Here is a 24,025-nt window from a genome sequence, read left to right on the forward strand (position 1 = left end):
CTAAATCTGTACTGGGATGGAAAAGCTCATGAGTGCCCGGTAACGGACAGCGTTCGGTAAGACTACCAGCGACGTCACGAATCCCCCAAAGTGATGGCAGCTGGCCTGCCGAAACGGCTCGGTTACGGCAGCATGTCCATGGTGAGCCTCCGAACCGTGCCGTCCGATACCGCAAAGCCATCGCGAGCTGACGTCCGGGGCTCGAAACGCTATGCCGGCATATTCGACGGGTACAACAACGTCGGGGGCGCCGGCGACTACTCGGCGGCCTTCGACGAGATGTTCGACGCCGAGGGCAACGTCCGCGGGCCCTACAAGGGCATCTTCGCCGAATTGGCGCCATCGGACGCCTCTGATCTCGCCGCCCGCTCCGAGGCGCTGGGTCGCGCCTTCATCGACCAGGGCATCACGTTCTCGCTCTCCGGCCAGGAACGGCCCTTCCCGCTGGACCTGGTGCCGCGGGTGATCTCCGCCGCCGAGTGGTCGCGGTTGGAGCGCGGCATCACCCAACGCGTCAAGGCTCTCGAGATGTATCTCGACGACATCTACGGCGAGCAGGAGATCCTGCGTGACGGCGTGATTCCGCGCCGATTGGTGACGTCGTGCGAGCACTTCCACCGTGAAGCGGCGGGCATCGTGCCACCCAATGGAGTGCGGATCCACGTGGCGGGCATCGACCTGGTCCGCGACGCTCAGGGCACCTTCCGGGTGCTGGAGGACAACCTGCGATCGCCGTCCGGGGTGTCGTACGTGATGGAGAACCGCCGCACCATGGCGCGGGTCTTCCCGAATTTGTTCTCCACGCATCGTGTGCGCGCCGTCGGCGACTACGCGTCGCATCTGCTGCGCGCCTTGCGCAACGCCGCAGCGTCCAACGAGGCCGATCCGACCGTCGTCGTACTCACGCCGGGGGTCTACAACTCGGCCTACTTCGAACACTCGCTCTTGGCCAGGCAGATGGGCGTCGAGCTCGTCGAGGGTCGGGATCTGTTCTGCCGCGACAACACCGTCTACATGCGGACCACCGAGGGTGAGCGTCAGGTCGACGTCGTCTATCGCCGCATCGACGACGAGTACCTCGACCCGATGCACTTCAAGCCCGATTCGGTGCTCGGCGTGGCCGGAATCCTGAACGCCGCCCGGGCAGGCAACGTGGTGATCTCCAGCGCCGTCGGCAATGGCGTCGGGGACGACAAGCTCGTCTACACCTACGTCCCGACGATCATCGAGTACTACCTCGGCGAGAAACCCTTGCTGGCCAACGTCGACACCTTCCGCTGTTGGCTCGACGCAGAACGTGAGGAAGTGCTCGACCGGGTCGACGAACTCGTCATCAAACCCGTCGAGGGCTCCGGCGGCTACGGCATCGTCTTCGGCCCCAGCGCGTCGGAGAAGGAACTTGCCGCCATCACCAAGAAGGTCCGCAGCGATCCGCGCGGTTGGATCGCCCAGCCGGTCGTCCAGTTGTCAACGGTTCCAACGCAGATCGACGACAAACTCGCGCCTCGCCACGTCGACCTGCGCCCGTTCTGCGTCAACGACGGCGACGACGTGTGGGTGCTGCCTGGCGGACTGACCCGGGTCGCACTTCCGGAAGGGTCGCTGGTGGTGAACTCGAGCCAGGGCGGCGGGTCGAAGGACACCTGGGTGCTGGCGTCGCGCGCATCGATCGCCGACCGCGAACTCGCCGCCGCCGAAGTCGTGCGTGCGCTGCCCAAGATCGCCAAGAACGGGAAATCCGCTGACAAGAACGGCAAGTCCGAGGACGACGAGGACAGCCCGACCCAGCAGCAACAACAGCAGCAGTCCCAAGCCGTGGGGCCGCTGGAGAGTCAACAACAGCAGCAGCAACAGCAGGCAGTGATGGACGGCCGATGAACGCCTGCGCGAAGAGGAGCCAATAATGCTGGCGCGCAACGCAGAATCGCTGTACTGGATCGGCCGCTACGTGGAGCGGGCAGATGACACCGCACGCATCCTCGACGTCACGGTGCACCAACTGCTCGAGGACTCCAGCGTCGACCCCGACCAGGCGTCGCGCACGCTGCTGAAGGTGCTCGGCATCGAACCGCCGAAGACGGCACTCGACTTGTGGTCCCTTACTGATCTCGTTGCGTTCAGCCGGGACACCCAGGGTGGTTGTTCGATCGTCGATTCCATTTCGGCTGCCCGCGAAAATGCCCGCGGCGCACGGGAAGTCACGTCGACCGAGATTTGGGAGTGCCTCAACACCACGTACAACGCACTGCCCGAACGGGAACGCGCCGCCAAGCGCCTCGGCCCGCACGAATTCCTGTCCTACATCGAGGGCCGCGCCGCGCAGTTCGCCGGCCTCGCCGACTCGACGCTGTCGCGCGACGACGGGTATCGATTCATGGTGCTGGGCCGCGCCATCGAACGCGTCGACATGATCGTGCGGCTGCTGTTGTCCCGCGTCGGGGACAGCGCATCGTCACCGGCATGGGTGACGGTGTTGCGGTCGGCCGGCGCGCACGACACCTATCTGCGCACGTACCGCGGCGTGCTGGACGCAGGCCGTGTCGTCGAATTCATGATGCTCGACCGGCTCTTCCCGCGGTCGGTCATGTACTCGTTGAGACTCGCTGAACACAGCCTGGACGAACTTCACCACCGCAGGCTCAACCGCGTCGGCGCGACCGCCGAAGCGCAGCGGCTGCTGGGTCGGGCCCGCAGCGAACTGGAGTTCCTACGACCCGGGGTGCTGCTCGAATCCCTCGAAGAACGGCTCGGGGCGCTGCAGACCACGTGCGCCGACGTCGGCGAAGCGTTGGCGCAGGAATACTTCTACTCCGCGCCATGGGTGGCGTGGACCGATGCGGGTCGAAGCGCCTCGCTGGTGATCGAGGAGGGTGAGGTCTGATGTGGCGCATGCGCGTCATCCACGCGACGGGCTACGCGTACAAATCGCCAGTCACCGCGTCGTTCAACGAGGCCCGGCTCACCCCGCGTTCGGACTCGCGGCAGAACGTCGTGCTCAACCGGGTGGAGACCGTGCCTGCCACCCGGTCCTATCGGTATGTCGACTATTGGGGCACGGCGGTCACGACATTCGACTTGCATGCTCCGCACACCGAGCTCGAAGTGACGTCGTCTTCGATCGTCGAGACCGACAAGGACCCGCTGCCCAAGGAGAAGTTCGGCTGGGAGGACGTGCGTTCGGAGGCCGTCATCGATCGATTCGATGAGTACCTCACGGCGACGCTGTATACGCCTGAAAGCAAACGCATTTCCCGCGTCGGCGAGCGGATCGCCAAAGACCATGACCCGCAGCAGGCGATCGTCGAGGCGGCCAACTGGGTGCACAATGAACTCTCCTATGTCCCAGGCACCACCGGGGTGCACTCCTCAGGCCTTGACGCGCTCCGCGAGGGCAAGGGTGTCTGCCAGGACTTCGCGCATCTGACGCTGATCTTGTTGCGCAGCATGGGAATTCCATCGCGCTACGTATCGGGCTATCTGCATCCGAACGCGAGGGCCAAGGTCGGCGACACGATCGACGGGCAGAGCCACGCATGGATTCAGGCCTGGACGGGTGGGTGGTGGCACTACGACCCAACTAACGACAAGGCGATCAACGAGCAGTACATCAGCGTGGGCGTCGGGCGCGACTACGCCGACGTGACGCCGTTGAAGGGCATCTACTCGGGGGAGGGCTCCACCGATCTCGACGTCGTCGTGGAGATCACCCGGCTGGCTTGACGCCGATCCCCGGGTGCACCTCGACGCGGTGCAAGTCGTCGCCCAGTTCGATCTGGCGACTGAACTCGGTCGCGGCAAGTGCGCGCCACTCGTCCTCCTGGCCGGGGGCGATGGCTGGCACGTAGTGCGTGAGCACCAACGTCCCGACGCCTGCGCGGGCCGCGGTGGCGGCGGCCTCCTCGACCGACGAGTGATAGTCGAGGATGTCTCTGACCCGCTGGTTCGGACTCAACGCCACGATGTCCTTGCGAATCACGGTGTGCACCAACGCCCCTGCCCCCGATGCCAGCGCGTCGAGGCTGGCGCACGGCACGCCGTCGCCCGCGAGCACCACCGAAGCGCCGTCGTATTCGACGCGGAAGGCGATGGTGGGTTCGACCGGACGATGGTCGGTCGGTGCGACCCGGATGGTCACGCCACCGTCGCTCCACACTTGCCCGTCGGTGTACTCATGCACCTGAACCTCGGGGGGAGCGTTGAGGTCCGCGTGGTGAGCGATGCGGTAGCCGATGTCGGAACCGAACGCGACGAGCGTGGCGTCGACGACGGTCTTGGTACCGGGCGGCCCGATGATCACCAGCGGTTTCGGAGTCCCGAAGTTCGTGATCCAACCGCTGATGATCAGGTCGCCGAGATCGGCGATGTGATCGCTGTGCAGATGCGTCAGAAGCAGCGCCGTCAACCCGCTTGGGCCAACTCCGACGGCGGCCAACCGCTGAAGTACGCCACGCCCGCAGTCGACGAGGAAGATCTGTTCGCCGGCCCGTACCAACGTGGCTGGCCCGGCCCGGTTGGGATCGGGGGCAGGACTTCCGGTACCTAGCAGCGTGACCTCGATCATGGCCCCAGATATACCGGCCGCAACCGGAATCCGTGGCCTTTGGCCGCTATTCGCGGCCGGCCGACACCCACGTCAGATCGTGGGACCTATTCCCGGCCACGGAGGCCCCAGCCGCATCGAGCGTGGCCAGTTGCGCGTCGCTCAGTGCGACGTCCAGCGAGTCCAGGTTCTCCTGGACACGGGCCGCGCGGCGGGTACCGGGAATCGGCACCGACGCCACCCCGAGCTCGTCGGCGCGGTAGCGCAACCACGCCAGCGCAACCTGCGCGGCGGTGGACTCCCGCTCGTGGGCCACGGCCCGGATCGCGTCGACGACCGCGAGGTTCGCGTTCAGCGCGTCGTCGGCGAACCGCGGCATGCGGCTTCGGAAGTCGGATCCGCCGGCCAGATCGGCCGCCGACCGCACGGTGCCCGTAAGGAATCCGCGGCCCAGTGGCGAGTACGGGACGAAGCCGACGCCGAGTTCGGCCGCGGCGGGCACCACGTTCTGCTCGACGTCGCGGCTCCAGATCGACCACTCGCTCTGAACCGCGGCGATGGGATGTACTGCCACGGCGGCACGCAACTCGTCGGCCGTCACTTCCGACAGCCCGAGGTGACGAACCTTGCCCGCGGTCACCAGTTCGGCCATCGCCCCGACGGTCTCCTCGATCGGCACCGTCAGGTCGCGGCGATGCATGTAGTAGAGGTCGACGACATCGGTCTTGAGGCGGTCCAGACTTTCGTCGATGGACTGGCGTACGTAGGCGGCGTCGCCGCGCGAGGCGAGGACGCCGCCCGCCGCCCGGTCCGCCGGGTTCCCGACGACGCCGAACTTCGTCGCCAGCGTGACCTCGTCGCGGCGGTCAGCCAACAGGCCCGCGATGAGTCGCTCGTTCGCGCCGCCGCCGTAGATGTTGGCGGTGTCGATGAACGTGACCCCCAGGTCGATGCTGCGATGAAGTGTGGCCAACGACTCGGCGTCGTCCACCTCGCCGTAGACGGGAGTCAGGGCCATCGCCCCGAAGCCGATTGCACTGACCGTCAGTTCATCGCCGAGTAGAACGGATTCCGTCATCAATTGCTCTCCTTGTCGGACCGGCGCCATGGCCACTATGAACCGCCGACATCGGCTATCTGTTCCAAGTGCTTTCACCGCGCCGCAATTAGCCATACTCTGGTGTGAGCCAGCTCACAACGGAGGCGCCGGTGCGAATTGCGGACGTGTTGAAGAACAAGGGCGCAGGCGTGCTCACCGTGACGCCGGACACGACGGTCAGCGACCTGCTGAGTGGCCTCGTCACACGCAACGTCGGGGCGATGGTGGTGGTCGGTCCCGATGGGCTTGTGGGCATCGTGTCGGAACGTGACGTCGTGCGAATGATTCACGAACACGGCGCGGCCGCGCTCGGGCGCCCCGTCGCCGACATCATGACCAGCGAGGTGGTCACGTGTACGCCGGACGACTCGGTCGACAGCCTCAGCGGACTCATGACGACCCATCGCGTGCGCCACGTGCCCGTCGTGGACAACGGCCAACTGGCAGGCATCGTCAGCATCGGCGACGTCGTCAAGACCAGGATGGAGGCCTTGCAAGCCGAACGAGAGGCGTTGGAGGCATACATCACCCAGGGGTGAATAGGTTCGGTGGGCAGGAGCGGAGCGACCCGGGAATTAGGCTGGGCCGGTGACTACCGTCGAGGTTCGTCCAGCCGCCCGCGCCGATGTCGGGGGACTGTCGCGCACGCTGGGCAAGGCCTTCTTCGACGATCCGGTGATGGGGTGGATGCTGCCGGACGCAGACCTGCGCCGACGCAAACTGCACCACCTCTTTGCGTCGCTCACCCGGCACCACCACCTGTCCCGCGGCGGCGTCGAGGTCGCGCTCAACGGTGACGGCGTCGGCGCGGCCGCGCTCTGGGATCCGCCCGGCGAGTGGAAGCACACCCAGGGTGAGCAACTGCGGGCGATGCCAGGCCTGCTCTGGGCGTTCGGCCGCTCGTTGCGCAAGGGCCTGGTCGCCGAGGAGTTGATGAAGAAGGCCCACCCCGAAGAACCACATTGGTATCTGGCGATCATCGGCAGCGATCCGGACGTGCGAGGCAAGGGCTTCGGTCAGGCGTTGATGAGTTCTCGGCTGGATCGCTGCGATGCGGAGTATGCGCCGGCCTACCTGGAGTCGAGCAATCCGGACAACGTGCCCTACTACGAGCGGTTCGGCTTCGAGGTCACCGGCGAGTTGAAGCTGCCCGACGGCGGGCCCAGCTTGATCCCCATGTGGCGCAAACCGCGCTAGTCCCTCAGCGCAGTCTCGGCGAGAGGCGCGCCGCTAGCTCCACGAGTATTCAGCCCGCAGGCGCTTTGCGACGACCTCGAACGTCTCCTTGGCCAGCACCGCGCCTTCGCGCCGGATGCCCTCCTCCGGGACGTCGAGCACGCGGTCGAGTCGTACCCAGCTTGCGCGGCCCTCGTAGTCCCAGTCACCGGTCCCGATGTGGACCCAGGTGCGGTCGTGCTCGTGGCGTTCCTGGCTGGACAGCATCAGCCCGAGCAGCGTGCTGCGATCACGCCCCACGACCAGCACCGGCCGGTCCTTGCCGCGGGACGCGTCCTCCTCGTACACCACCCATGTCCACACGATCTCGCCTGGATCGGCGCGGCCGTCGAGGTCCGGCGCGTAGGCAATCCGGCGGGCCCGATGCGCGGTGGGCACACTGTCCTTGGTAACCGGCCGACCTGCGGAGATTGCCTGCTGAGGCGGGGCGGACCCGCCGTTGAGCACGGCCATGCCGACGTCGATGCCCAGCTTGATGCCCTGACCAATGGTGCGGGGCACGTTTTCGGGCTTCTGCAGGTGGCGGATGAGCCTCGGCGCCTCGTTGAACACCACGTTTCCGGTGTTCTTGAGAATCCGCTGCCACGGACTCCACTGCGACGCCATGGATTCGAGCATAGGCACGATTGTGTCGTCACGACGGTTGGTCGATACGCTGGTAGCGCTCGGAAATGGGTCGACACACGTCTGGGCCCCACCCCACCAGGAGATTCCCATCAGCAGCTTCGCCGACAAGACGTTCACTGCGCCGGCGCAGATTCGGAACTTCTGCATCATCGCGCACATCGACCACGGCAAGTCCACGCTGGCCGACCGGATGTTGGGAATCACCGGGGTCGTCGCGGACCGGGATATGCGGGCCCAGTACCTCGACCGGATGGACATCGAGCGCGAGCGCGGCATCACCATCAAGGCGCAGAACGTGCGGTTGCCGTGGGAGGTCAACGGCGAAGAGTTCGTCCTTCACCTGATCGACACGCCTGGCCACGTCGACTTCACCTACGAGGTATCGCGTGCGCTGGAGGCCTGCGAGGGCGCGGTGCTGCTCGTGGACGCCGCCCAGGGCATCGAGGCACAGACGCTGGCGAACCTGTACCTGGCCCTTGACCGCGATCTCACGATCATCCCGGTGCTCAACAAGATCGACCTGCCCGCCGCCGACCCGGACCGCTACGCCGGCGAGATCGCACACATCATCGGATGCGAACCGGACGACGTGCTGCGCGTGTCGGGCAAGACCGGTGTCGGCGTCCGCGAGTTGCTCGACGAGGTGGTTCGACTGATCCCCGCCCCGGTGGGTGACGCCGATGCGCCTGCCCGGGCGATGATCTTCGACTCGGTCTATGACATCTATCGCGGCGTGGTGACCTACGTCCGCGTGGTGGACGGCAAGCTCAGCCCGCGCGAGAAGATCAAGATGATGTCCACCGGGACGACGCACGAGCTTCTCGAGGTCGGCATCGTCTCGCCCGACCCCAAGCCCAGCGTGGGCCTCGGCGTCGGCGAGGTCGGCTACCTCATCACCGGGGTGAAGGACGTCCGCCAGTCCAAGGTCGGTGACACCGTGACGTCCTTCCGCAACGGCGCCACCGAGGCGCTGACCGGTTACCGCGAGCCCAGGCCGATGGTCTACTCGGGCCTGTATCCGGTGGACGGCTCCGATTACCCGAACTTGCGCGACGCGCTGGAGCGGTTGCAGCTCAACGACGCAGCGCTGGTTTGGGAGCCGGAGACCTCGGTCGCGCTCGGCTTTGGCTTCCGCTGCGGCTTTCTCGGGTTGTTGCACATGGAGATCACCCGCGAGCGTCTGGAACGCGAGTTCGACCTCGACCTGATCTCGACCGCGCCGAACGTGGTCTACCGGGTCGTGCGGGACGACGGCACCGAGCTCATCGTGACGAACCCCTCGGACTGGCAGGAGGGCAAGGTCCGCGCCGTCTTCGAGCCGATCGTCAAGACGACGGTCATCGCGCCCAGCGAGTTCATCGGCACGATCATGGAGCTGTGCCAGTCCCGTCGCGGCGAGCTCGGCGGCATGGACTACCTGTCGCCCGAACGCGTCGAGCTTCGCTACACGATGCCGTTGGGCGAGATCATCTTCGACTTCTTCGACTCGCTGAAGTCGCGAACCCGCGGCTACGCCAGCCTCGACTACGAGGAGGCGGGCGAACAGGAGGCCGACCTGGTGAAGGTCGACATCCTGCTTCAGGGCGAGGCGGTCGACGCGTTCTCTGCCATCGTGCACAAGGATGGCGCCGCCGCCTACGGCAACAAGATGACCACCAAGCTCAAGGAGCTCATCCCGCGCCAGCAGTTCGAGGTGCCGATCCAGGCTGCCATCGGAGCCAGAATCATTGCGCGCGAGAACATCCGGGCGATCCGCAAGGATGTGCTGAGCAAGTGTTACGGCGGTGACATCACCCGCAAGCGCAAACTTCTGGAGAAGCAGAAGGAAGGCAAGAAGCGGATGAAGACCATCGGCCGGGTCGAAGTCCCGCAGGAGGCCTTCGTCGCGGCGCTGTCCTCCGACGCGGCCAGCGACAAGCCGAAGAAGTAGCCGGCTTGCTTCGGTCGGCAGGAGTCATGACGGCTGTCGCGGGCCTGGCGGTGCTCCTCGCGGGGTGCAGCCAGGTGGTCGACGGGACGGCCAGCCCTGCAGCGAAGGCGCTACACGTGCTGCCCACCGACGGCGAGCTCACGGCCGCAGTCGGAAACGCGTTGAACAACTTCGGTTTCCGGCCGTTCGTCGGTGGGCCCGAAATTCTGCCCGACGGCTTTCGGACCGATGCCCAGGCGTCGCCGATCGCCTGCATCGGCGTCACCGACACGACGACGCGGCTGGTCTACGAAGCGACGCCGATGCTGGAGGCCGCCCGGGAGAGTTACATCTCGCTGGACCAGCGCGTCGCTGTCGCCGGGGTCGACGCCGGTGTCATCCGCATGGCGTCGGCCAACGACGCGCAACGGGTCTTCGACGATGCCGTACGGCAGTGGCAAGGTTGTGACGGCAAGTCCGTCGACAAGCGCGTGCGCGGCGCCACGAACGCAGACATCAGCGACGTCGCGGCGGCGGGGTCGACGCTTTCGGCGACGCTGCACACCAGTCCCGGTCCGGACGGACCGACGTCGCTCTCTCGGCGCGTGCTCGGCGTCCGTGCCGACACCATCGTCGAAGTCTCGCTCGCGGTCACGCCCGAAGGCGAGCCTGGGTCGCGCGCCGAAGCGGTGGCTCAGACGATGCTCGACAAGGTGTGCACCGTTCGAACCAGCCTGATCGCAAGTTGTGCGGCGGCGGTCCAATGAACGCGCTCACTCGAATATCGTTAGTCTGCAAGTAGTTTCACTGCTCATCGGAGTGGCGCTTCCGCAGTGGCGCGAGTTCGCGCCGTCGGAGCGCCTGGATCACCCCGTCCAACTCGACCAGAGTTGAGGGTTCCATGTCCGTTACAGCGCCCGATGGGTTCTTCACCCCGGCTCCCGACGACGTGCCCCGGCACAGTCGATGGCCGTGGGTGCTCGTCGCGGTGGGAGCGGCGGTGATCGTCGTCGGCGGAGTCGTGTTCTCCGGCGGCGCAGCCGATGCTCCGCAGGACCACACGGGGCCAACCCGAGTCGCTGGGTCGGGGTCGGTAGCAACTCCGTGATGCGCTAACCAGTCGTCGGACACTCTGCCCGGCAGTCGGTTTCAGATCGTGTCGCGTCTAACCGGAGACACCCCGCCGCAGCGTTCCTAACGTCGTATCGTGACCCGTGATCTACATCTACTGCTGTTCGGCAACACCCGCTCCGCCGGGCCGTGGCGTCATCCTGCCGTCGACCACAGCACGGAAGGGGTGCGGCGCAGTCTCATTGAACGTGCCCGCACTGCAGAGCGGGGTGGCTTCGATGCGCTGTTCTTCGCGGACGGTCTGAACTACGGCCCGCCGGCGACGTGGGCGTACAAGACCACGGAGGACTTCGAACCGCTCACCTCCGCGGCGGCGTTGTCGTCGGTGACCGAGCGCATCGGCTTCGTGTTGACCGGTTCCGCGACGTTGCAGCATCCCTACCACCTGGCCAGGCAATTTCTCTCGCTCGATCACCTCAGCGGTGGGCGCACCGGTTGGAACCTCGTGACGAGCTTCGCGGCCGCGGCGGCAGACAACTTCAGCGCACGGGGCGTGGTGGACCACGACGAGCGGTACCGCGTCGCGGAAGAGGCCATCGAGGTGGTGACCAAGCTCTGGGACGGATGGGGTGAGGACACGATCGTCGCCGACCGTGCGACGGGAGTCTTCAACGACATCAGCAAGATCCAGGTCACCGACCATCACGGTCGTTACTTCGACGTGGCGGGGCCCATCGGTGCGGCCCGCTCGCCGCAGGGCAGACCAGTGGTCTTCCAAGCCGGATCCTCTGGCACCGGAAGCGCGTTCGCCGCCAGGCACGCCGAGGTGATCTTCACCGGGCAGGGCAACCGCGCCAAGGCGGCCGACTTCTACCGCTCGATCCACGACAAGGCGCGGGCCTTCGGCCGTGCCGTGCCGCCGCTGATCACCCCCTCGCTGCGGTTCGTCGTCGGGTCGACCGAGGAGGAGGCACAGCGCGCCGAACGCACCGCATACGAGTACTTCAGCCCGGAGTATCAGGCCGGCTGGCTGCTCGAGGTGGACGTCGATGTCACCGGCGCCGCGCTCGACGGGCCGGTGCCTGCTTCGGCGTTTCCGGCAAGCACCGAGACCCACCAGACTGCGCTGGCCGGCTACCGTGCGCTGGCTGAGCAGACCGCGACGGTGCGGGAGTTCCTCTACCGCACGGTGAATGGCTGGGGCGCCTCCGTCGTCGGCACACCCGAGCAGCTCGCCGACGAGATCGAGGAGTGGTTCCACACCAGGGCCTCCGACGGGTTCGTACTCGGTGACTCCGGGCTGCCCGGGCAACTCGACCTGTTCGTCGAGGAGGTGGTTCCGCTGCTCCGCAAGCGCGGATTGTTCCGTCACGAGTACGCCGGACGAACACTGCGCAGCCATCTGGGCCTCGCGGTACCCGAGCGCTTCGAGGTGCCCGCGTGACCATTCAACCGTTCGTGTTGTCGGCGTTCACCATGTCGACCGCGTCGCACGGCAACTTCGGGCTGTGGAGGCATCCCGACGACCGCACGTCGGAGTACACCGACCTGCGGTACTGGACGGAGTTGGCCGCGCTGCTCGACGCAGGCGGATTCGACCTGTTGTTCATCGCCGACGCGGTGGGCCAGCTGGACGTCTTCGGCGGTGACGCGTCGGCCGCACTCGCCCGCGGTGTGCAGACGCCGGTCACCGATCCGCTGTTGGCCGTATCGGCGATGGCCGCCGTCACCGAGCGGCTCGGCTTCGGCATCACGGTGTCGACGACCTATGAGAGCCCGTACCTGCTGGCGCGAAAGTTCAGCACGCTCGACCACCTCACCGGCGGTCGGATCGGGTGGAACATCGTGACGTCGTTGCTCGACAGCGCCGCCCGCAACATCATCGGACGGGACCGGCAGGTCCCACATGACGAGCGCTATGCGATGGCGCAGGAATTCGTCGACGTGACCTACAAGCTCTGGGAAGGCTCCTGGGAGGACGACGCCGTTGTCCGCGACCGCAGGCACGGCGTCTACACCGACCCGACCAAGGTGCACCCGATCAACCACGTGGGCCGTTACTTCAGGGTGCCAGGCGCACACCTGGTGGAGCCGTCGCCGCAGCGCACGCCCGTGCTCTTCCAAGCGGGCACCTCCACGGCAGGACGCGAGTTCGCGGCCCGCAACGCTGAACTGGTCTTTTCCAGTGATCCGCGTCCGGACGTGCTGCGCGCCAACATCGATGACATTCGTAGGCGTGCGGTGGGCCACGGTCGCGATCCGCACTCGATCAAATTCCTCACTTCCGTCGAGATCGTCACCGAGGCAACCGATTCCGCGGCCAGGGCGAAGGCCGACGAGCTCGCCCGGTATCACGACCTCGATGGCGGACTGGTGCTGTTGTCGGCACTGAGCGGCGTCGACTGGTCGACCTACGGGGTGGACCGCCCGATAGAACAGTTCGACACCGATGCCAGCCGTTCGATTCTGGCGACCGTCCAGACCTCGAAGCCACTGACCCTGCGCGACTACGTGGGCGGGCTCGGGGGGTTCGGCGGCGAGTTGTTCGTCGGATCCGGAGCCACCGTGGCGTCGGAGTTGGAGGCCTACGCGGAACGCTCGGGAGTGGACGGATTCAACATCGCCTACCATGTGACGCCCGGTAGCTTCCAGGATGTCGCCGAACATCTCATTCCCGAGTTGCGGCGACGAGGTCGGGCGGCTGACCCTGAGGAGCCGGTGACGTTGCGGCAGCGAATCTTCGGACATGACTCGATCCGGTTGCCCGCCGATCATCCGGCGGCAGGATACCGGCGATAAGAATCTCTGCGATCAGATTCCTCCCAGGATTGCTCGTGTTGCTCCATCGTTGACTACACGTCAAGTTTGCGTTAATGAGCGGTGTGGCAATGAATTACGCCACTCCGTGATGATTGGTGGGAGAAAGGCGACAGTCATGGCTGCACCGGTACGGCCCAAAGAATCGGCAGGAGTGACCCTTTCAGGGCGAACGTTGAGCTCGGCCGAGGACACTGGCTTGGAGCGTGGCGCACTGGGACCATGGGGCGTGTTTGCCCAGGGCCTGGCGGCCGCTGCCCCCAGCGTCGCCGTGGCGGTCGTTCCGTTCTCGTTGTTCGTTGCCGCGGGCAAGGGGGCGGCGTGGGCCGCGTTGGTCGGGCTGGTCATCACCGTGCTGTTGGCGGCGACCATCAGCTTTCAGGCCAAGCGCACGGTGTCGTCGGGCTCCTTGGGAACCTATACGGGCAATGGATTGGGTCCCGGATTCGCCTACGCCGCAGGGTTCAGCTTGTTGCTTGGCTACATCGGCTTCGCGACGACGGGAACGCTGGGCGGCGTGCTCTACCTCGACGCCTTCCTCGAGTCGATCGGGTTGGGTTCGCAGGCAACGTGGTTCAAGTTGGTCCTGGTCGCAGTGATCGTCGCCGCGGCGGTCTATCTGCCGTATCGCGGAGTGGCGTTGACCGCCAAGTACGAACTGGTCTTCGAACTTATCGCGATCACCTCCATCCTGGTGATCATCGTCGGCTCGTACGTCGCGTACGGCTTCCACATTGACTGGGAGCAGTGGAATCCCGCTCATTTGGGTTCCAGCGCCACGTTCATCGCCGCCGTGACGGCGGTCGGGTCCTATGCCGGATTCGAGAGCGTCGCCTCGCTCGGCGCCGAGGCGAAGGACGCTCATCGCAACATCGCCCGGTCGCTGCTCCGAGTGGTGCTGCTGCTCGGTGTGCTCTATATCTTCGCGACATATCCGCAGATCCTGTTCTTCAACCAGATCGACGGCGACAAGGCGGTGCTACCGCAGTTGGCGGACAGCGTCGGTGTGGGCTGGGTCAATTACGCGGTGAGCGCCGCCGTGGCCGTCGCGTTCATCGTCTTCGTCACGGCCGTGACGACATCGGCCGCGCGGTCGTTGTTCACCTTCGCGCACGAAGGCGCACTGCCGTCGGTGTTCGCGAAGGTGCACCCCACCCACAAGACGCCATGGGTCGGCGTACTCTTCGTCGGTGCAGTGGCACTGGTGTTTTCGGTCGTTGCGACGTTCAGCTCGGTAGGACGACTGGTCTTCGACGTGTACGGCGGCTACGTCGCCACGTGGGGTTTCCTGATCGCCTACCTCCTAGTGGTCATCGCCACGCCGCTCTGGTTGGCCCGAATCAAGGCCCTCACGCCGCTTCGACTGGCGGTGTCGGTCGCGGCGGCAATCGGTTTGGGCTACGTAATCTTCAGCAACTTCTACCCGGTGCCGGAGTTCCCGTTCAACATCTTGCCGTTCATCTATGGCGCGATCCTACTCGCCGGACTGGCGTGGTACGGCTACCTGCGATGGGCGAAACCCGAAGTGGCGGCGCGCATCGGCTCGATCCAGACGCTCTCCGAAGACGAACAGCGTCGGCTGGTCGACGCAGGCATCGTCTCGGTGCTGAGTGAGCAGACGGGGGCCGACCGCGAGGATCCCGACGCGTCCCGCGAGAAGGAGTCGGTCGCACCGTGACGCTGATCGAGGACCGCGGGGTGGGGACCTGGTCGGCGACTGCGGCCACCACCCTGGATCATCCGCTCATCGCCGACTTCCTGGCCACCACGGGCGGATTGGGCGGGCGCAAGTTCGCAGCCGACTCTCGCGACGTCGCGGAACACTTCGGCGGGGTGTACCCCGGCGGGGTCACCGTCCTGCGGGGTGATTCGGGCACCGTTCGCGGCTACACCCTGTTGCGCACACCGCACGGCGACGAGCTCGGGGCCGATTTCGTGTTCGACCCGAGCACCCCGCCCGACGTGGTGGACGGGTTGGTCGAATCGGTCGTCGCCCGTTTCCACGCCGAGACCGCCGATCTCCCGGCGGCCTACCTACGGGCGATCATCGGCACCGACCAACAGCCGGCCATCGACGCGCTGATCGCGCGCGGCGCCGGCCAAGAGGCCGAATTCGTCCGGACCCGTAAGTCACTCGAGCATGAGAACGTCGTCGAACTGGCCGCTGCAGCCAGCTCAGGTCTTACGGTGTTGAGTTGGCCGGAGCTGGTCGATCGCGGACTGACCGAACAGGTCCGTCGGCTGCAGTACGACACGTTCCTCGAGCACTTCGGGAATATGTCGAAGTCTCCGGAAGCGTTTCATCATCACGTCAACAGTCGTTCGTTCACACCGGATTTCAGCATCGGCGCCGTGGATGAGTCGGGGGAGGTGGTGGGTTACGTGCTCGGTTCCACATTCTCCGCGGGAGCCGCCCCCGACGACGAGCGCAGTGCACACACCGACTACATCGGCGTCCGCAGCGACCAACGCAAGCGGGGGATCGGAGAACTGCTGTTGCGCAAGATATGGCTTGCGGCCCTGCGCCGTGGGCTCACGGTCGCGTCGCTGGGCACCGACATCGACAACCGCAGCAAGGCGCACCTGCTGTATCGCCGACTCGGATACGTATCCGTGGAGAATCAGTACGCCTACCGGATCGACGCGGCAGCAAGGAATCACGTTCATGAGTGACGACGCCAACACCTACCTACGGCTGCCCACGGCCTCCGACGACGAACTGTTCTCCCGGTTTGGTCCGACGTTCGAGTTCGTCGCCGAGCGCAACGTGGCACGGGAACGCGACCGCGAGTTCCCGCACGAGCAGGTGCGCTGGCTCAAGGACGCCGGCTTCGGAACGTTGCGAATCCCGAAGGAGGACGGTGGGTTCGGAGCGTCCCTGCAGCAGACCTTCGAGTTGTTGGCCGAGTTGGGTGCGGCCGACCCGAACGTCGCGCACATCTTCCGAAATCATCTTGCCTTCGTCGAGGACAGGCTCAACGCACCACGCTCGGCCAGCAACGACATATGGATCAAGCGATTTCTGGCGGGTGCGTTCGTCGGCGGCGGCTGGACCGAGGCGAACAACGTCACGTTGGCCAACATCGTCTCCACCGTCACCCGCCGCGATGACCACTGGGTGGTGACGGGCGCGAAATACTATGCGACGGGCAGTCTCTACGCTGATTGGCTCGACGTACTGGGCAAGGATGACGACGGCGTCCTGAGGACCGCGCTGGTGCGCGCCGACGATCCGGGAGTCGAACTCGTCGACGACTGGCGGGGTTTCGGCCAGCGCACCACGGCCAGCGGGTCTGCGCGTTACCACCAGGTGCGTGCCGACGATGGGGACTCCTTTCCGGCCGCGGACCGCTTCGGTTATCAAGCGCACTTCTACCAACTGGCGATGCTGTCGGTGCTGACGGGGATCACACGGGCGGCGCTGCGCGATGGCAGCGCGCTCCTGAAGGCCCGCGGCCGCAACTACCCGCAGGGGCTAGCGGAGGTGCCGTCCGACGACGCTCAGCTGCTACAGGTCATCGGACAGGTGTCGGCCGAAGGCTTCGCCGCGAGTGCGGCATTGACCGCCAGCAGTCGCACGCTCGACCACATCGTCGAAGCTCGCGTGCACGGCCGCGAGACGCTGGTCGGTCGACTCGTCATTGACGCAGAAGTGGCGGTGTCGCAAGCCCAACTGGTGATCATCGACGCGACCCTGCGGGCCACCACCGAGATCTTCGACGCACTCGGCGCGTCCGGTGTATCCGAGGAGAATGCGCTCGACCGACACTGGCGAAACGCGCGCACGCTCGCCTCGCACAACCCGCGCGTCTACAAGGCGCGGATCCTCGGCGACTGGTTGATCAACGGCAAGACGCCGGTGTCCAACCTGGCCGCGCTCGGCCGCGGCGGTCAGGGCAACTGAGGCTCGGCCGGATGGCCACCGGGGTCAGGACGCCGCGGCCAGCGGTGCGACGCGGGCGCGCCGGATCAGTTCACCCCAGGCGTTGAAGGCCTCGCTGTCGGCTGCCGACGACGAACCCGCCGCGATCGCCGTCAGGCTGGCGGCGACGCTGAAGATGCCGAGGCCGGTGCGATTGACGACACCGACCAGCTCGTCGAACGCGTCCCGCTCGGTGTATCCGCGGAGCCCGACGAGGATGCCGACCGCGACATCCAGCTTTCGTCGCGACGCGTCGCCCGTAGTCCCACTCATGTGCCACCCTTTCTGCAGATAACACCATGGTGCAAGCGACTTCGATAGCTGACAAGGGATCGAAGCACCGTGATCGGAGCAGGTCGAATAGCTCGCCCGCTCAGGCCTGACCGAGGGCGGTGGCACCGGTAGTCGGATTCGGTGAAGAACCGGCTGCGGAAGCCGTCCGCGAGAGGACTGGTCCCGCTCACGACGGCGGGCTCCGCCGCTACCTGGTCAGTGGCGGGGCCGTCGGCCAGGCTGGGAGCATCCGTGAGGGTCATGACGTCGATGATGCCTACGGGCGAGTCGCAGAACAGGTTTGGAGTCGTGCAGATTCTTTGGGCTACGGACCCCGGCATTTTGCGCGTCACGATTTTTAATAGGCGGCGGGCGAGGTTGCAGAGGAACATTAACTGAGCGGCAGACCGTCGCTGGCGCGACACCGCCCACTGACCGATAGGAACATCCATGAGCGCGCCGACCGCGGCTGCTCGACGGCCCATGCGGGTAGTCGTAGTAGGGGGCGGGTTCAGCGGTGCGATGAGCGCGGTGAACATCGCCAGGCTCGGCGAGCATCCCCTGCACATCGTCGTCGTCAACGACGAGAGCTCGGTAGGGCGGGGCGTGGCCTACGGGCTACGACGGCCGGAGTATCTGCTCAACGTCGCGGCGCGGAACATGTCCGCCTTTCCCGATGAGCCGAACCACTTTCTGCAATGGCTGCGAACGCGTTCGGAGTTCGAGCTCGTCCCCGAACTCGAACTGCGCGAGCGCTTCATTCCGCGCCAGATCTACGGCGACTACCTGAGGTCTATCGTGCAGCACCATCTGCAGAGCCCGGGTGAATTGGCCCCCGCCTCAGCAGAATTCGTCGTCGGCGAGGCCGTCGACGTCGAGCCGGTCGACGCCGGATGCGTGGTGCGTCTTGCCGACGGGGCGGCGCTCGAAGCAGACCGCGTCGTGCTGGCCACCGGCAATGAGCCGCCTGCGCCGCTGCCTGGTGCCGAAACCCTTGAGGCGCACCCGGGCTGGGTCGGCAACCCCTGGCTGCCGTGGGAGCACCGGCTACCCTTGAATGAAGGACGCATCGTCATCCTCGGGACGGGGCTGTCGGCTGTCGACGTCATCCTCACGCTGCGTGAGCTCGGTTGGATGGGCGGCATTCACGCGGTCTCCCGCCATGGCTGGTTTCCGCATGCGCATTTCCGCGGCATCGAGTATCCGGAGTTCCCGCCTAGCGGAGTGGATCTCGCGACCCTGGGGCTCGATGACCTACACGCACTCGTTAGCGAACATTGTTTGATCCTGCACGAGCGCAATGCCAATCCCGCGATCATCGTCGACAAACTACGTCCGCACACGCAGCGCATCTGGAGTGGCTTCAGTCGGGACGAGCGCTTGAGGTTCGCGAAGGAACATGCCGCCCGCTGGAACGTGTTTCGGCACCGCATTGCACCGGTCATTCATGCTCGACTCACCGGCTCACAGCTCACCGGCCAGCTCCGGATCAGTGCGACCGGCATCGAGCAACTCGAGTCATCCGGGGATCGGGTCGTCGTACACCTCGCCGATGGCGAGGCGATTTCTGGCGACCTGGTCATCAACGCGACGGGGCCTTCCACCAGGTTCACGGCCACGCGATCGACGCTGCTGCAAAATCTGCTCCGCCGTGGTGTGGTGGCTCCCGATGCCACTGACATGGGGGTTCGCGTCGATCCCGACCACACGGTGCGCAACAGCGAGGGGGAGCGGTCGCTGTGGCTGCTCGCCTTGGGGCCGATGCTGCGCGGCACCTACTGGGAGACCATCGCCGTGCCAGAGTTGCGCTCCCAAGCCAGGCGGGTGGCCGAGACGGTGCTTGGTGCCGCTCACGTCGACGACGACCAAGAGCAGCTTCAGCTCGAGTACATGATTTGACGGGCGTGAGTTAAGAATCCCACCGATCTCATCCCTGCCGCCGAGTTGAGTCCACGGGCATCATCGACACCGATCAATTGAACGTGAAGATCATTGCTGTGCAGGGTCGTTCATGGTTCGGTGCGCCAGCTGGGAGCGCGACGACGAAGGAGGGCCTCGGTGTCTGAACGCGCCGAACGACCGCTGAACGTGGGCTGGACCGACGTCTTCGAGGCCCATGCCGGCTTCGCCTATTACGCGCCGCTCAGCGCCCGGCTCTTCGCGCGACTCCAGCCTGGACGATTCGACCGGCTAGTGGCGGAAAACGAGCTGCTACCCCTTGGCCATGCGGTGACGGCGCACGCGCAGCGAATCATCTCGACCCCCGAGCGGCAAGCGCTTGCCCGGACACTGCGCAGAAGCATCCGGGAGGCGCACGGGAGGACTGCGAACAACGCGCTGACTGCGCGAGTTCGCTTACACGAGGCCAACGTTCGAGCCGCGGAGGCCTTGATCGACGCGCTTGCGCTGCGCCTGGACTCGCCGCATCCGATCACACCGCATGGGATGGCTGCGCTGCGCCTGCTGCTCTCCGATGGCGCTGGACCCTTCTATCAATTCGGTAGGGGCGACCTCTCCGAACGACTTGGCGCGGTACTCGCCAAGCTGTGACGCAAACGCCTGGTGAACGGCGGTATAAATCAGGCCGATTCTCGAGGCTGTCGGATGCTCATTTGCTCGCTAAGGTCATGCGTCTGATGCGCTGTGGCGCAATCGAATGGCAAGGAGTGCACCGATGGCCGATGGTCCGAAAAGACTGTGGAATCGCTGGACGCCGGGATCCGGCATTCCGTGGCTCAGCGTCGTCGGCGTCGTGGCCATCGTGCTCGCCGGGCTCCTCATCACGGTGAAGAACCTGCCCGACGATGCCCCGAACCAGATCCTCAACGTGTCCTACGATCCGACGCGGGAGGTCTACGCCGCACTCGACAAGGCGTTCGCCGAGCAGCAGCGCAAGCAGAGCGGGACCGCGCTGGACGTCAAGCAGTCCCATGGCGGTTCGGGTCGGCAGGCGCGTAGCGTCATCGACGGGACCGAGAAGGCGAACGTGGTCTCGCTGGCCTTGATCAGCGACGTCGACACGCTGAGCAAGCGCGGATTGATCGCCCCCGACTGGCAGAAGCGGCTGCCGAACAATTCGGTGCCGTACACGTCGACCATCGTTTTCGTCGTCCGCAAGGGCAACGCCAAGGGCATCCACGACTGGCCCGATCTGGTCAAGGATCGCGTCGCCGTCGTGACGCCGGATCCGCGGACGTCGGGTAACGGACAGCTGAGCTTTCTCGCCGCGTGGGGTTCGGTCACCACTCGGGGAGGTACGCCAGCCCAAGCGCTCGACTACCTCAAGTCGCTCTACCGGCACGTCGCGGTCTTCGACGCGGGCGCCCGCAGTTCGTCCGCCAGCTTCGCCACTCAGCAGCTCGGAGACGTCCACTTGACGTGGGAGAACGAGGGGCTGCGCGAGGTGGCCGACAGCAAGGGTGAACTCGAGCTCGTCTACCCGCCGGTCAGCATTCACGCCGAGCCTGCCGTCGCCTGGGTCGACGCAAACAACAAGGACCCAAAGACCGCGGCGAATGCCAAGGCATATCTCGAATATCTATTCACCGACCCTGCGCAGGAACTGTTCGCCCAGTACGGGTATCGACCGGTGAATGCCGCGATCCTCGCAAAGCACGCCGACCGGCTGCCGAACATCAGCTTGTTCCCGATCAGCGCGATCGCGAAGGACTGGGACGACGCCAAGGCGAGGTTCTTCGGTGACAACGGTATCTACGACCTCGTTTCGGCATCGGCTCCCGCCGTCCCCGGGCGCATCGTTCCCAACGCGGTAGGGAGCTGAATATCATGGGCGTGAAGTACTCCTTGGTCACCGGACGGCGCGACCTGGTCGCAGGGCTCACCGTCGCCGCCGTCGCACTGCCGCAAGGCATCGCCTATGCACTCATCGCGGGTGTCGATCCGAAGTTCGGGGTCTACTCGGCGATCGTCGTGACCGCGATCGCGTCGATCTTCGGCTCGTCGGCGCACCTCATCAACGGACCCACCAGCGCGATCTCACTTCTCGTCTTCAGTTCGCTGGCGTTCATCGATCCGGAGAATCGGACCGTTCTGTTCGAGTCGCTGTTCCTGCTCGGCGTTCTGGTCGGCGTCATCCAAATCCTCATCGCCGTCTTCAAACTCGGTGACCTGACTCGGTATATCTCGGAATCGGTCATCATCGGATTCATGTTGGCGGCGGCCTTCCTGCTCGCCATCGGGCAGATCGGCAATGCCCTCGGGGTGAAGGACAAGGGCAACGGCAAGATGCAGGTGCTGCACCGGTTGTACCTCACGCTGTTCCACGGCGACGCGATCAACTACCGCGCGGTGATCCTGAGTGTGACGGCCGTGGTCGTGGCAGTCGTCGCGCGAAGACTTGTCAACCGCTTCGGATGGCCACAGCTCGATCTGTTGACCGTCCTGGTCGTCGCCTCGGTCATCGCGTTCCTGGCGGGCTGGTCGATCCCGGGCACCGACGGCAAGTCGGCGGTATCCGTCGCCGCGAAGGTCCCGCAGAGCCTGCCAACGCCGCACATCCCGACGGTCGACCTCGGCACGCTCGCCCAGCTGTCTCAGGGCGCGTTGGCGATCGCCTTCATCGGCTTGATCGAGGCGCTGTCGATCGCGAAAGCCATTGCGCACCAGTCGCAGCAGAAAATCGACTACAACAGGCAGATCCTGGCAGAGGGCCTGGCCAACCTCGTCGGTGGCTTCTTCCAGAGCCTGCCGGGTTCGGGTTCGCTGTCGCGGTCGGCCATCAACTTCCAGGCAGGCGCGGCGACCCGGTTCTCCGGTATCGTCGCCGCGGCGACGGTGGCGGTGGCGCTCCTGTTGTTCGCGCCACTGCTGCACTACATTCCGCAGGCCGCGCTGGCGGGTCTGCTGCTCGTCACCGCGGTGCGGCTCGTCGACTTCAAGCGCCTGGTCGCCACGGTGAAGGCGTCGCGTTACGACGCCGGACTCGTCATCGTCACCGCGCTGACTGGCGTGCTGATCGATCTCGACAAGGCTGTGCTGCTCGGCATCGCGCTGTCGATCCTGCTGTTCGTGCCGCGGGCCGCGAAGCTCAAGGCCGTCGAACTGGTCGTCACGCCCGAGGGCGTGGTACGCGAGCGGCTGGCTGACGACCCCTCGGACCTGTCCACGGTCATCTACGACCTCGAAGGCGAGCTCTTCTTCGGCGCGGCCCCCGAGCTCGACCGTTACTTCGATGCGCTGCGAGCGCGAATCCACACGGACGGAATCGAATTCGTCATTCTGCGGCTGAAGCGGGTGCGCGATCCCGACGCCGTATGCATCGAGCGGTTGGAGCAGTTCCTCCACGAGGAGAACGCCAAGGAACGAAACGGCAAGCCGGTGACGGTTCTGCTTGCCGGCGTTCGACCGGACACGCTCAAGGTGCTGACCAACATCGGCTTCGAAGCCTGGTTCCCACCGGATCAGGTCTTTCCCGAGGAAGCAGAGGAGTTCTCGGCGACGCTCAAGGCCGTGCGTTACGCGCAGGCGAGGCGCGCTAGCGAACAACCCGACGCGGAGCCTGCCGAGGCCAGCTCAGACGCGAAGCTCTACTACCTGGTTTGAGGTCACGCGCCATTGAGCGACTGCGCGTGGAGAAACTGCGTAGTCCGGGCACGCGCCTCGGCGTCGCCGTGGGGTGAGAAGACGAACTCCGTTACCCCGACGTCGGCGAAGCGTTGCAGTCTTGCGGCTACTTGCTTCTCGTTCCCGATCAGGCATACGTCGGCGATCGTGTCGACGCCCTCGACGTCGAGGATGCTTCGGTAGGCAGGCATTTCGCCGGCCTGTCCCATCGTGGCGAGAATCTCGGCGCGGGCCCCCTCTTCGTCGTCGGTGACGACGACGGGCACGCCCACGATGATCTGTGGCGCCGGACGTCCCGCGGCGGCCGCGGCCTTGCTGATTCGCGGAATGATCTGGCGTTCAAGTGCTTTCGGCCCGGTCCAGGTCGCTATCGTCCCGTCGGTGAGCGCGCCGGCGACATCGAGCATGCGGGGTCCCAAGGCCGCGGTGATCAGTGATGGTGTCTTGCCCGGCAACTCGACTTGCCCGACTGCGGTAATGCGCGGTCCATGGTGATCAACCGGCTTGCCGGCCAACGCCGGTGCGAGCACCTCGAGGTATTCGCGCAGGAAGGCTGCGGGCGCTTCGTAGGAGTACCCGAGCATGTCCGACACCACGAAGCGATGGCTGACGCCGATCCCGAGGATGAGCCGTCCGTTGACTCCCGCCGAAACGGTCAGCGCCTGGCGGGCGAGTGCCAGCGGATGCTGGGTGTATGCAACCACGACGCCCGTGGCCAATTCGATGTTTGGCGTTCGTGCACCGGCAAGGGTGAGCAGTGTCAGCGCGTCCCAACTCGCGACGCCCGGGCCGGGTTGCAACTGCGGCACCCAGACCCGGGAGAGGCCGGCCGCTGCCGACTCCTCGATCTCGGAGAGCACCCCTTCGATGCCCGACGGGTCCCCGGCTTGCGGGTAGGCCATTGCGGTGAGCTTCACGTGTGCTCCCTTGCGTAGAATGTGGAGACTG

At 65.7% G+C, this 24,025-nt stretch carries 22 protein-coding genes; 17 read left to right on the plus strand and 5 right to left on the minus strand.

Annotation, left to right across the window (positions count from 1 at the left end):
- Positions 1–279 precede the first annotated feature (279 nt).
- From SLQ30_RS22925 to SLQ30_RS22935, 3 genes are read left to right on the plus strand one after another with little or no spacing between them, the layout of a single operon-like run.
- Entirely contained in the window at positions 280–1,878 is a 1,599-nt protein-coding gene (locus SLQ30_RS22925) for a circularly permuted type 2 ATP-grasp protein (RefSeq protein ID WP_319449161.1), read from the plus strand.
- A gap of 25 nt (positions 1,879–1,903) precedes the next feature.
- The gene (locus SLQ30_RS22930; protein ID WP_319449044.1) at positions 1,904–2,881 is read left to right on the plus strand and encodes an alpha-E domain-containing protein; all 978 of its coding nucleotides are present in this window, start codon (positions 1,904–1,906) and stop codon (positions 2,879–2,881) included.
- Positions 2,881–3,720, plus strand: coding sequence for a transglutaminase family protein (locus SLQ30_RS22935; RefSeq protein ID WP_319449045.1), 840 nt, complete (start codon positions 2,881–2,883; stop codon positions 3,718–3,720). Before SLQ30_RS22930 ends, SLQ30_RS22935 begins: the two co-directional genes overlap by 1 nt.
- On the opposite strand, the gene SLQ30_RS22940 is transcribed toward SLQ30_RS22935, so the two are convergent.
- Positions 3,704–4,561 carry a ribonuclease Z gene (locus SLQ30_RS22940; protein WP_319449046.1) on the minus strand — a complete coding sequence of 286 codons (858 nt, stop codon included), beginning with the start codon at positions 4,559–4,561 and terminating at the stop codon, positions 3,704–3,706. The genes SLQ30_RS22935 and SLQ30_RS22940 overlap by 17 nt on opposite strands.
- A 46-nt stretch (positions 4,562–4,607) precedes the next feature.
- Complete coding sequence (locus tag SLQ30_RS22945; protein ID WP_319449047.1) at positions 4,608–5,618, minus strand: aldo/keto reductase; 1,011 nt, start codon at positions 5,616–5,618, stop codon at positions 4,608–4,610.
- Between the two features lie 131 nt (positions 5,619–5,749).
- Here SLQ30_RS22945 and SLQ30_RS22950 point away from each other — a divergent pair, with 131 nt between their 5' ends.
- Together SLQ30_RS22950 and SLQ30_RS22955 are read left to right on the plus strand one after the other, a co-directional pair.
- Positions 5,750–6,178 carry a CBS domain-containing protein gene (locus SLQ30_RS22950; protein ID WP_319449048.1) on the plus strand — a complete coding sequence of 143 codons (429 nt, stop codon included), beginning with the start codon at positions 5,750–5,752 and terminating at the stop codon, positions 6,176–6,178.
- Positions 6,179–6,227: 49 nt separating this feature from the next.
- Positions 6,228–6,836 carry a GNAT family N-acetyltransferase gene (locus tag SLQ30_RS22955; protein ID WP_319449049.1) on the plus strand — a complete coding sequence of 203 codons (609 nt, stop codon included), beginning with the start codon at positions 6,228–6,230 and terminating at the stop codon, positions 6,834–6,836.
- A gap of 33 nt (positions 6,837–6,869) precedes the next feature.
- On the opposite strand, the gene SLQ30_RS22960 is transcribed toward SLQ30_RS22955, so the two are convergent.
- Complete coding sequence (locus SLQ30_RS22960; RefSeq protein WP_319449050.1) at positions 6,870–7,481, minus strand: type II toxin-antitoxin system PemK/MazF family toxin; 612 nt, start codon at positions 7,479–7,481, stop codon at positions 6,870–6,872.
- Here SLQ30_RS22960 and lepA point away from each other — a divergent pair.
- The 8 genes from lepA to SLQ30_RS23000 all read left to right on the plus strand — a co-directional run bounded on the left by lepA (position 7,480) and on the right by SLQ30_RS23000 (position 17,203).
- Positions 7,480–9,432 carry a translation elongation factor 4 gene (gene lepA / locus SLQ30_RS22965; RefSeq protein ID WP_319449051.1) on the plus strand — a complete coding sequence of 651 codons (1,953 nt, stop codon included), beginning with the start codon at positions 7,480–7,482 and terminating at the stop codon, positions 9,430–9,432. The genes SLQ30_RS22960 and lepA overlap by 2 nt on opposite strands.
- A gap of 26 nt (positions 9,433–9,458) precedes the next feature.
- Positions 9,459–10,178 carry a sensor domain-containing protein gene (locus SLQ30_RS22970; RefSeq protein WP_319449052.1) on the plus strand — a complete coding sequence of 240 codons (720 nt, stop codon included), beginning with the start codon at positions 9,459–9,461 and terminating at the stop codon, positions 10,176–10,178.
- 134 nt (positions 10,179–10,312) lie between these two features.
- Positions 10,313–10,519 carry a hypothetical protein gene (locus SLQ30_RS22975; RefSeq protein ID WP_319449053.1) on the plus strand — a complete coding sequence of 69 codons (207 nt, stop codon included), beginning with the start codon at positions 10,313–10,315 and terminating at the stop codon, positions 10,517–10,519.
- Between the two features lie 99 nt (positions 10,520–10,618).
- A complete protein-coding gene (locus SLQ30_RS22980) occupies positions 10,619–11,926 on the plus strand; it encodes an NtaA/DmoA family FMN-dependent monooxygenase (protein ID WP_319449054.1) in 1,308 nt (435 codons plus the stop codon).
- A gap of 2 nt (positions 11,927–11,928) precedes the next feature.
- Positions 11,929–13,281, plus strand: coding sequence for an LLM class flavin-dependent oxidoreductase (locus SLQ30_RS22985; protein WP_413468144.1), 1,353 nt, complete (start codon positions 11,929–11,931; stop codon positions 13,279–13,281).
- Positions 13,282–13,417: 136 nt separating this feature from the next.
- A complete protein-coding gene (locus tag SLQ30_RS22990; protein WP_319449056.1) occupies positions 13,418–14,977 on the plus strand; it encodes an APC family permease in 1,560 nt (519 codons plus the stop codon).
- On the plus strand, positions 14,974–15,972 hold the full coding sequence (locus SLQ30_RS22995; RefSeq protein ID WP_319449057.1) for a GNAT family N-acetyltransferase: 999 nt from the start codon (positions 14,974–14,976) through the stop codon (positions 15,970–15,972). Before SLQ30_RS22990 ends, SLQ30_RS22995 begins: the two co-directional genes overlap by 4 nt.
- On the plus strand, positions 15,965–17,203 hold the full coding sequence (locus SLQ30_RS23000) for an acyl-CoA dehydrogenase family protein (RefSeq protein ID WP_319449058.1): 1,239 nt from the start codon (positions 15,965–15,967) through the stop codon (positions 17,201–17,203). The genes SLQ30_RS22995 and SLQ30_RS23000 overlap by 8 nt, the downstream gene beginning before the upstream one ends.
- Positions 17,204–17,227: 24 nt before the next feature.
- Here the strand turns inward: SLQ30_RS23000 and SLQ30_RS23005 are convergent, their stop codons facing one another.
- Positions 17,228–17,494 carry an ANTAR domain-containing protein gene (locus SLQ30_RS23005; RefSeq protein ID WP_319449059.1) on the minus strand — a complete coding sequence of 89 codons (267 nt, stop codon included), beginning with the start codon at positions 17,492–17,494 and terminating at the stop codon, positions 17,228–17,230.
- Positions 17,495–17,944: 450 nt separating this feature from the next.
- Between SLQ30_RS23005 and SLQ30_RS23010 the strand changes: the two genes are divergently transcribed.
- The 4 genes from SLQ30_RS23010 to SLQ30_RS23025 all read left to right on the plus strand — a co-directional run bounded on the left by SLQ30_RS23010 (position 17,945) and on the right by SLQ30_RS23025 (position 23,056).
- On the plus strand, positions 17,945–19,393 hold the full coding sequence (locus SLQ30_RS23010) for an FAD/NAD(P)-binding protein (protein WP_319449060.1): 1,449 nt from the start codon (positions 17,945–17,947) through the stop codon (positions 19,391–19,393).
- A gap of 159 nt (positions 19,394–19,552) precedes the next feature.
- A complete protein-coding gene (locus SLQ30_RS23015) occupies positions 19,553–20,044 on the plus strand; it encodes a hypothetical protein (protein WP_319449061.1) in 492 nt (163 codons plus the stop codon).
- Between the two features lie 124 nt (positions 20,045–20,168).
- Positions 20,169–21,275 carry a sulfate ABC transporter substrate-binding protein gene (locus SLQ30_RS23020; protein WP_319449062.1) on the plus strand — a complete coding sequence of 369 codons (1,107 nt, stop codon included), beginning with the start codon at positions 20,169–20,171 and terminating at the stop codon, positions 21,273–21,275.
- Positions 21,276–21,280: 5 nt separating this feature from the next.
- Positions 21,281–23,056 carry a SulP family inorganic anion transporter gene (locus tag SLQ30_RS23025; protein WP_319449063.1) on the plus strand — a complete coding sequence of 592 codons (1,776 nt, stop codon included), beginning with the start codon at positions 21,281–21,283 and terminating at the stop codon, positions 23,054–23,056.
- A gap of 2 nt (positions 23,057–23,058) precedes the next feature.
- Here SLQ30_RS23025 and SLQ30_RS23030 read toward each other — a convergent pair whose 3' ends face one another.
- A complete protein-coding gene (locus SLQ30_RS23030; RefSeq protein WP_319449064.1) occupies positions 23,059–23,994 on the minus strand; it encodes a TIGR03564 family F420-dependent LLM class oxidoreductase in 936 nt (311 codons plus the stop codon).
- Positions 23,995–24,025: the final 31 nt, after the last annotated feature.

It is taken from the genome of Mycobacterium sp. RTGN4, from assembly GCF_033804635.1.
Lineage (GTDB): Bacteria > Actinomycetota > Actinomycetes > Mycobacteriales > Mycobacteriaceae > Mycobacterium.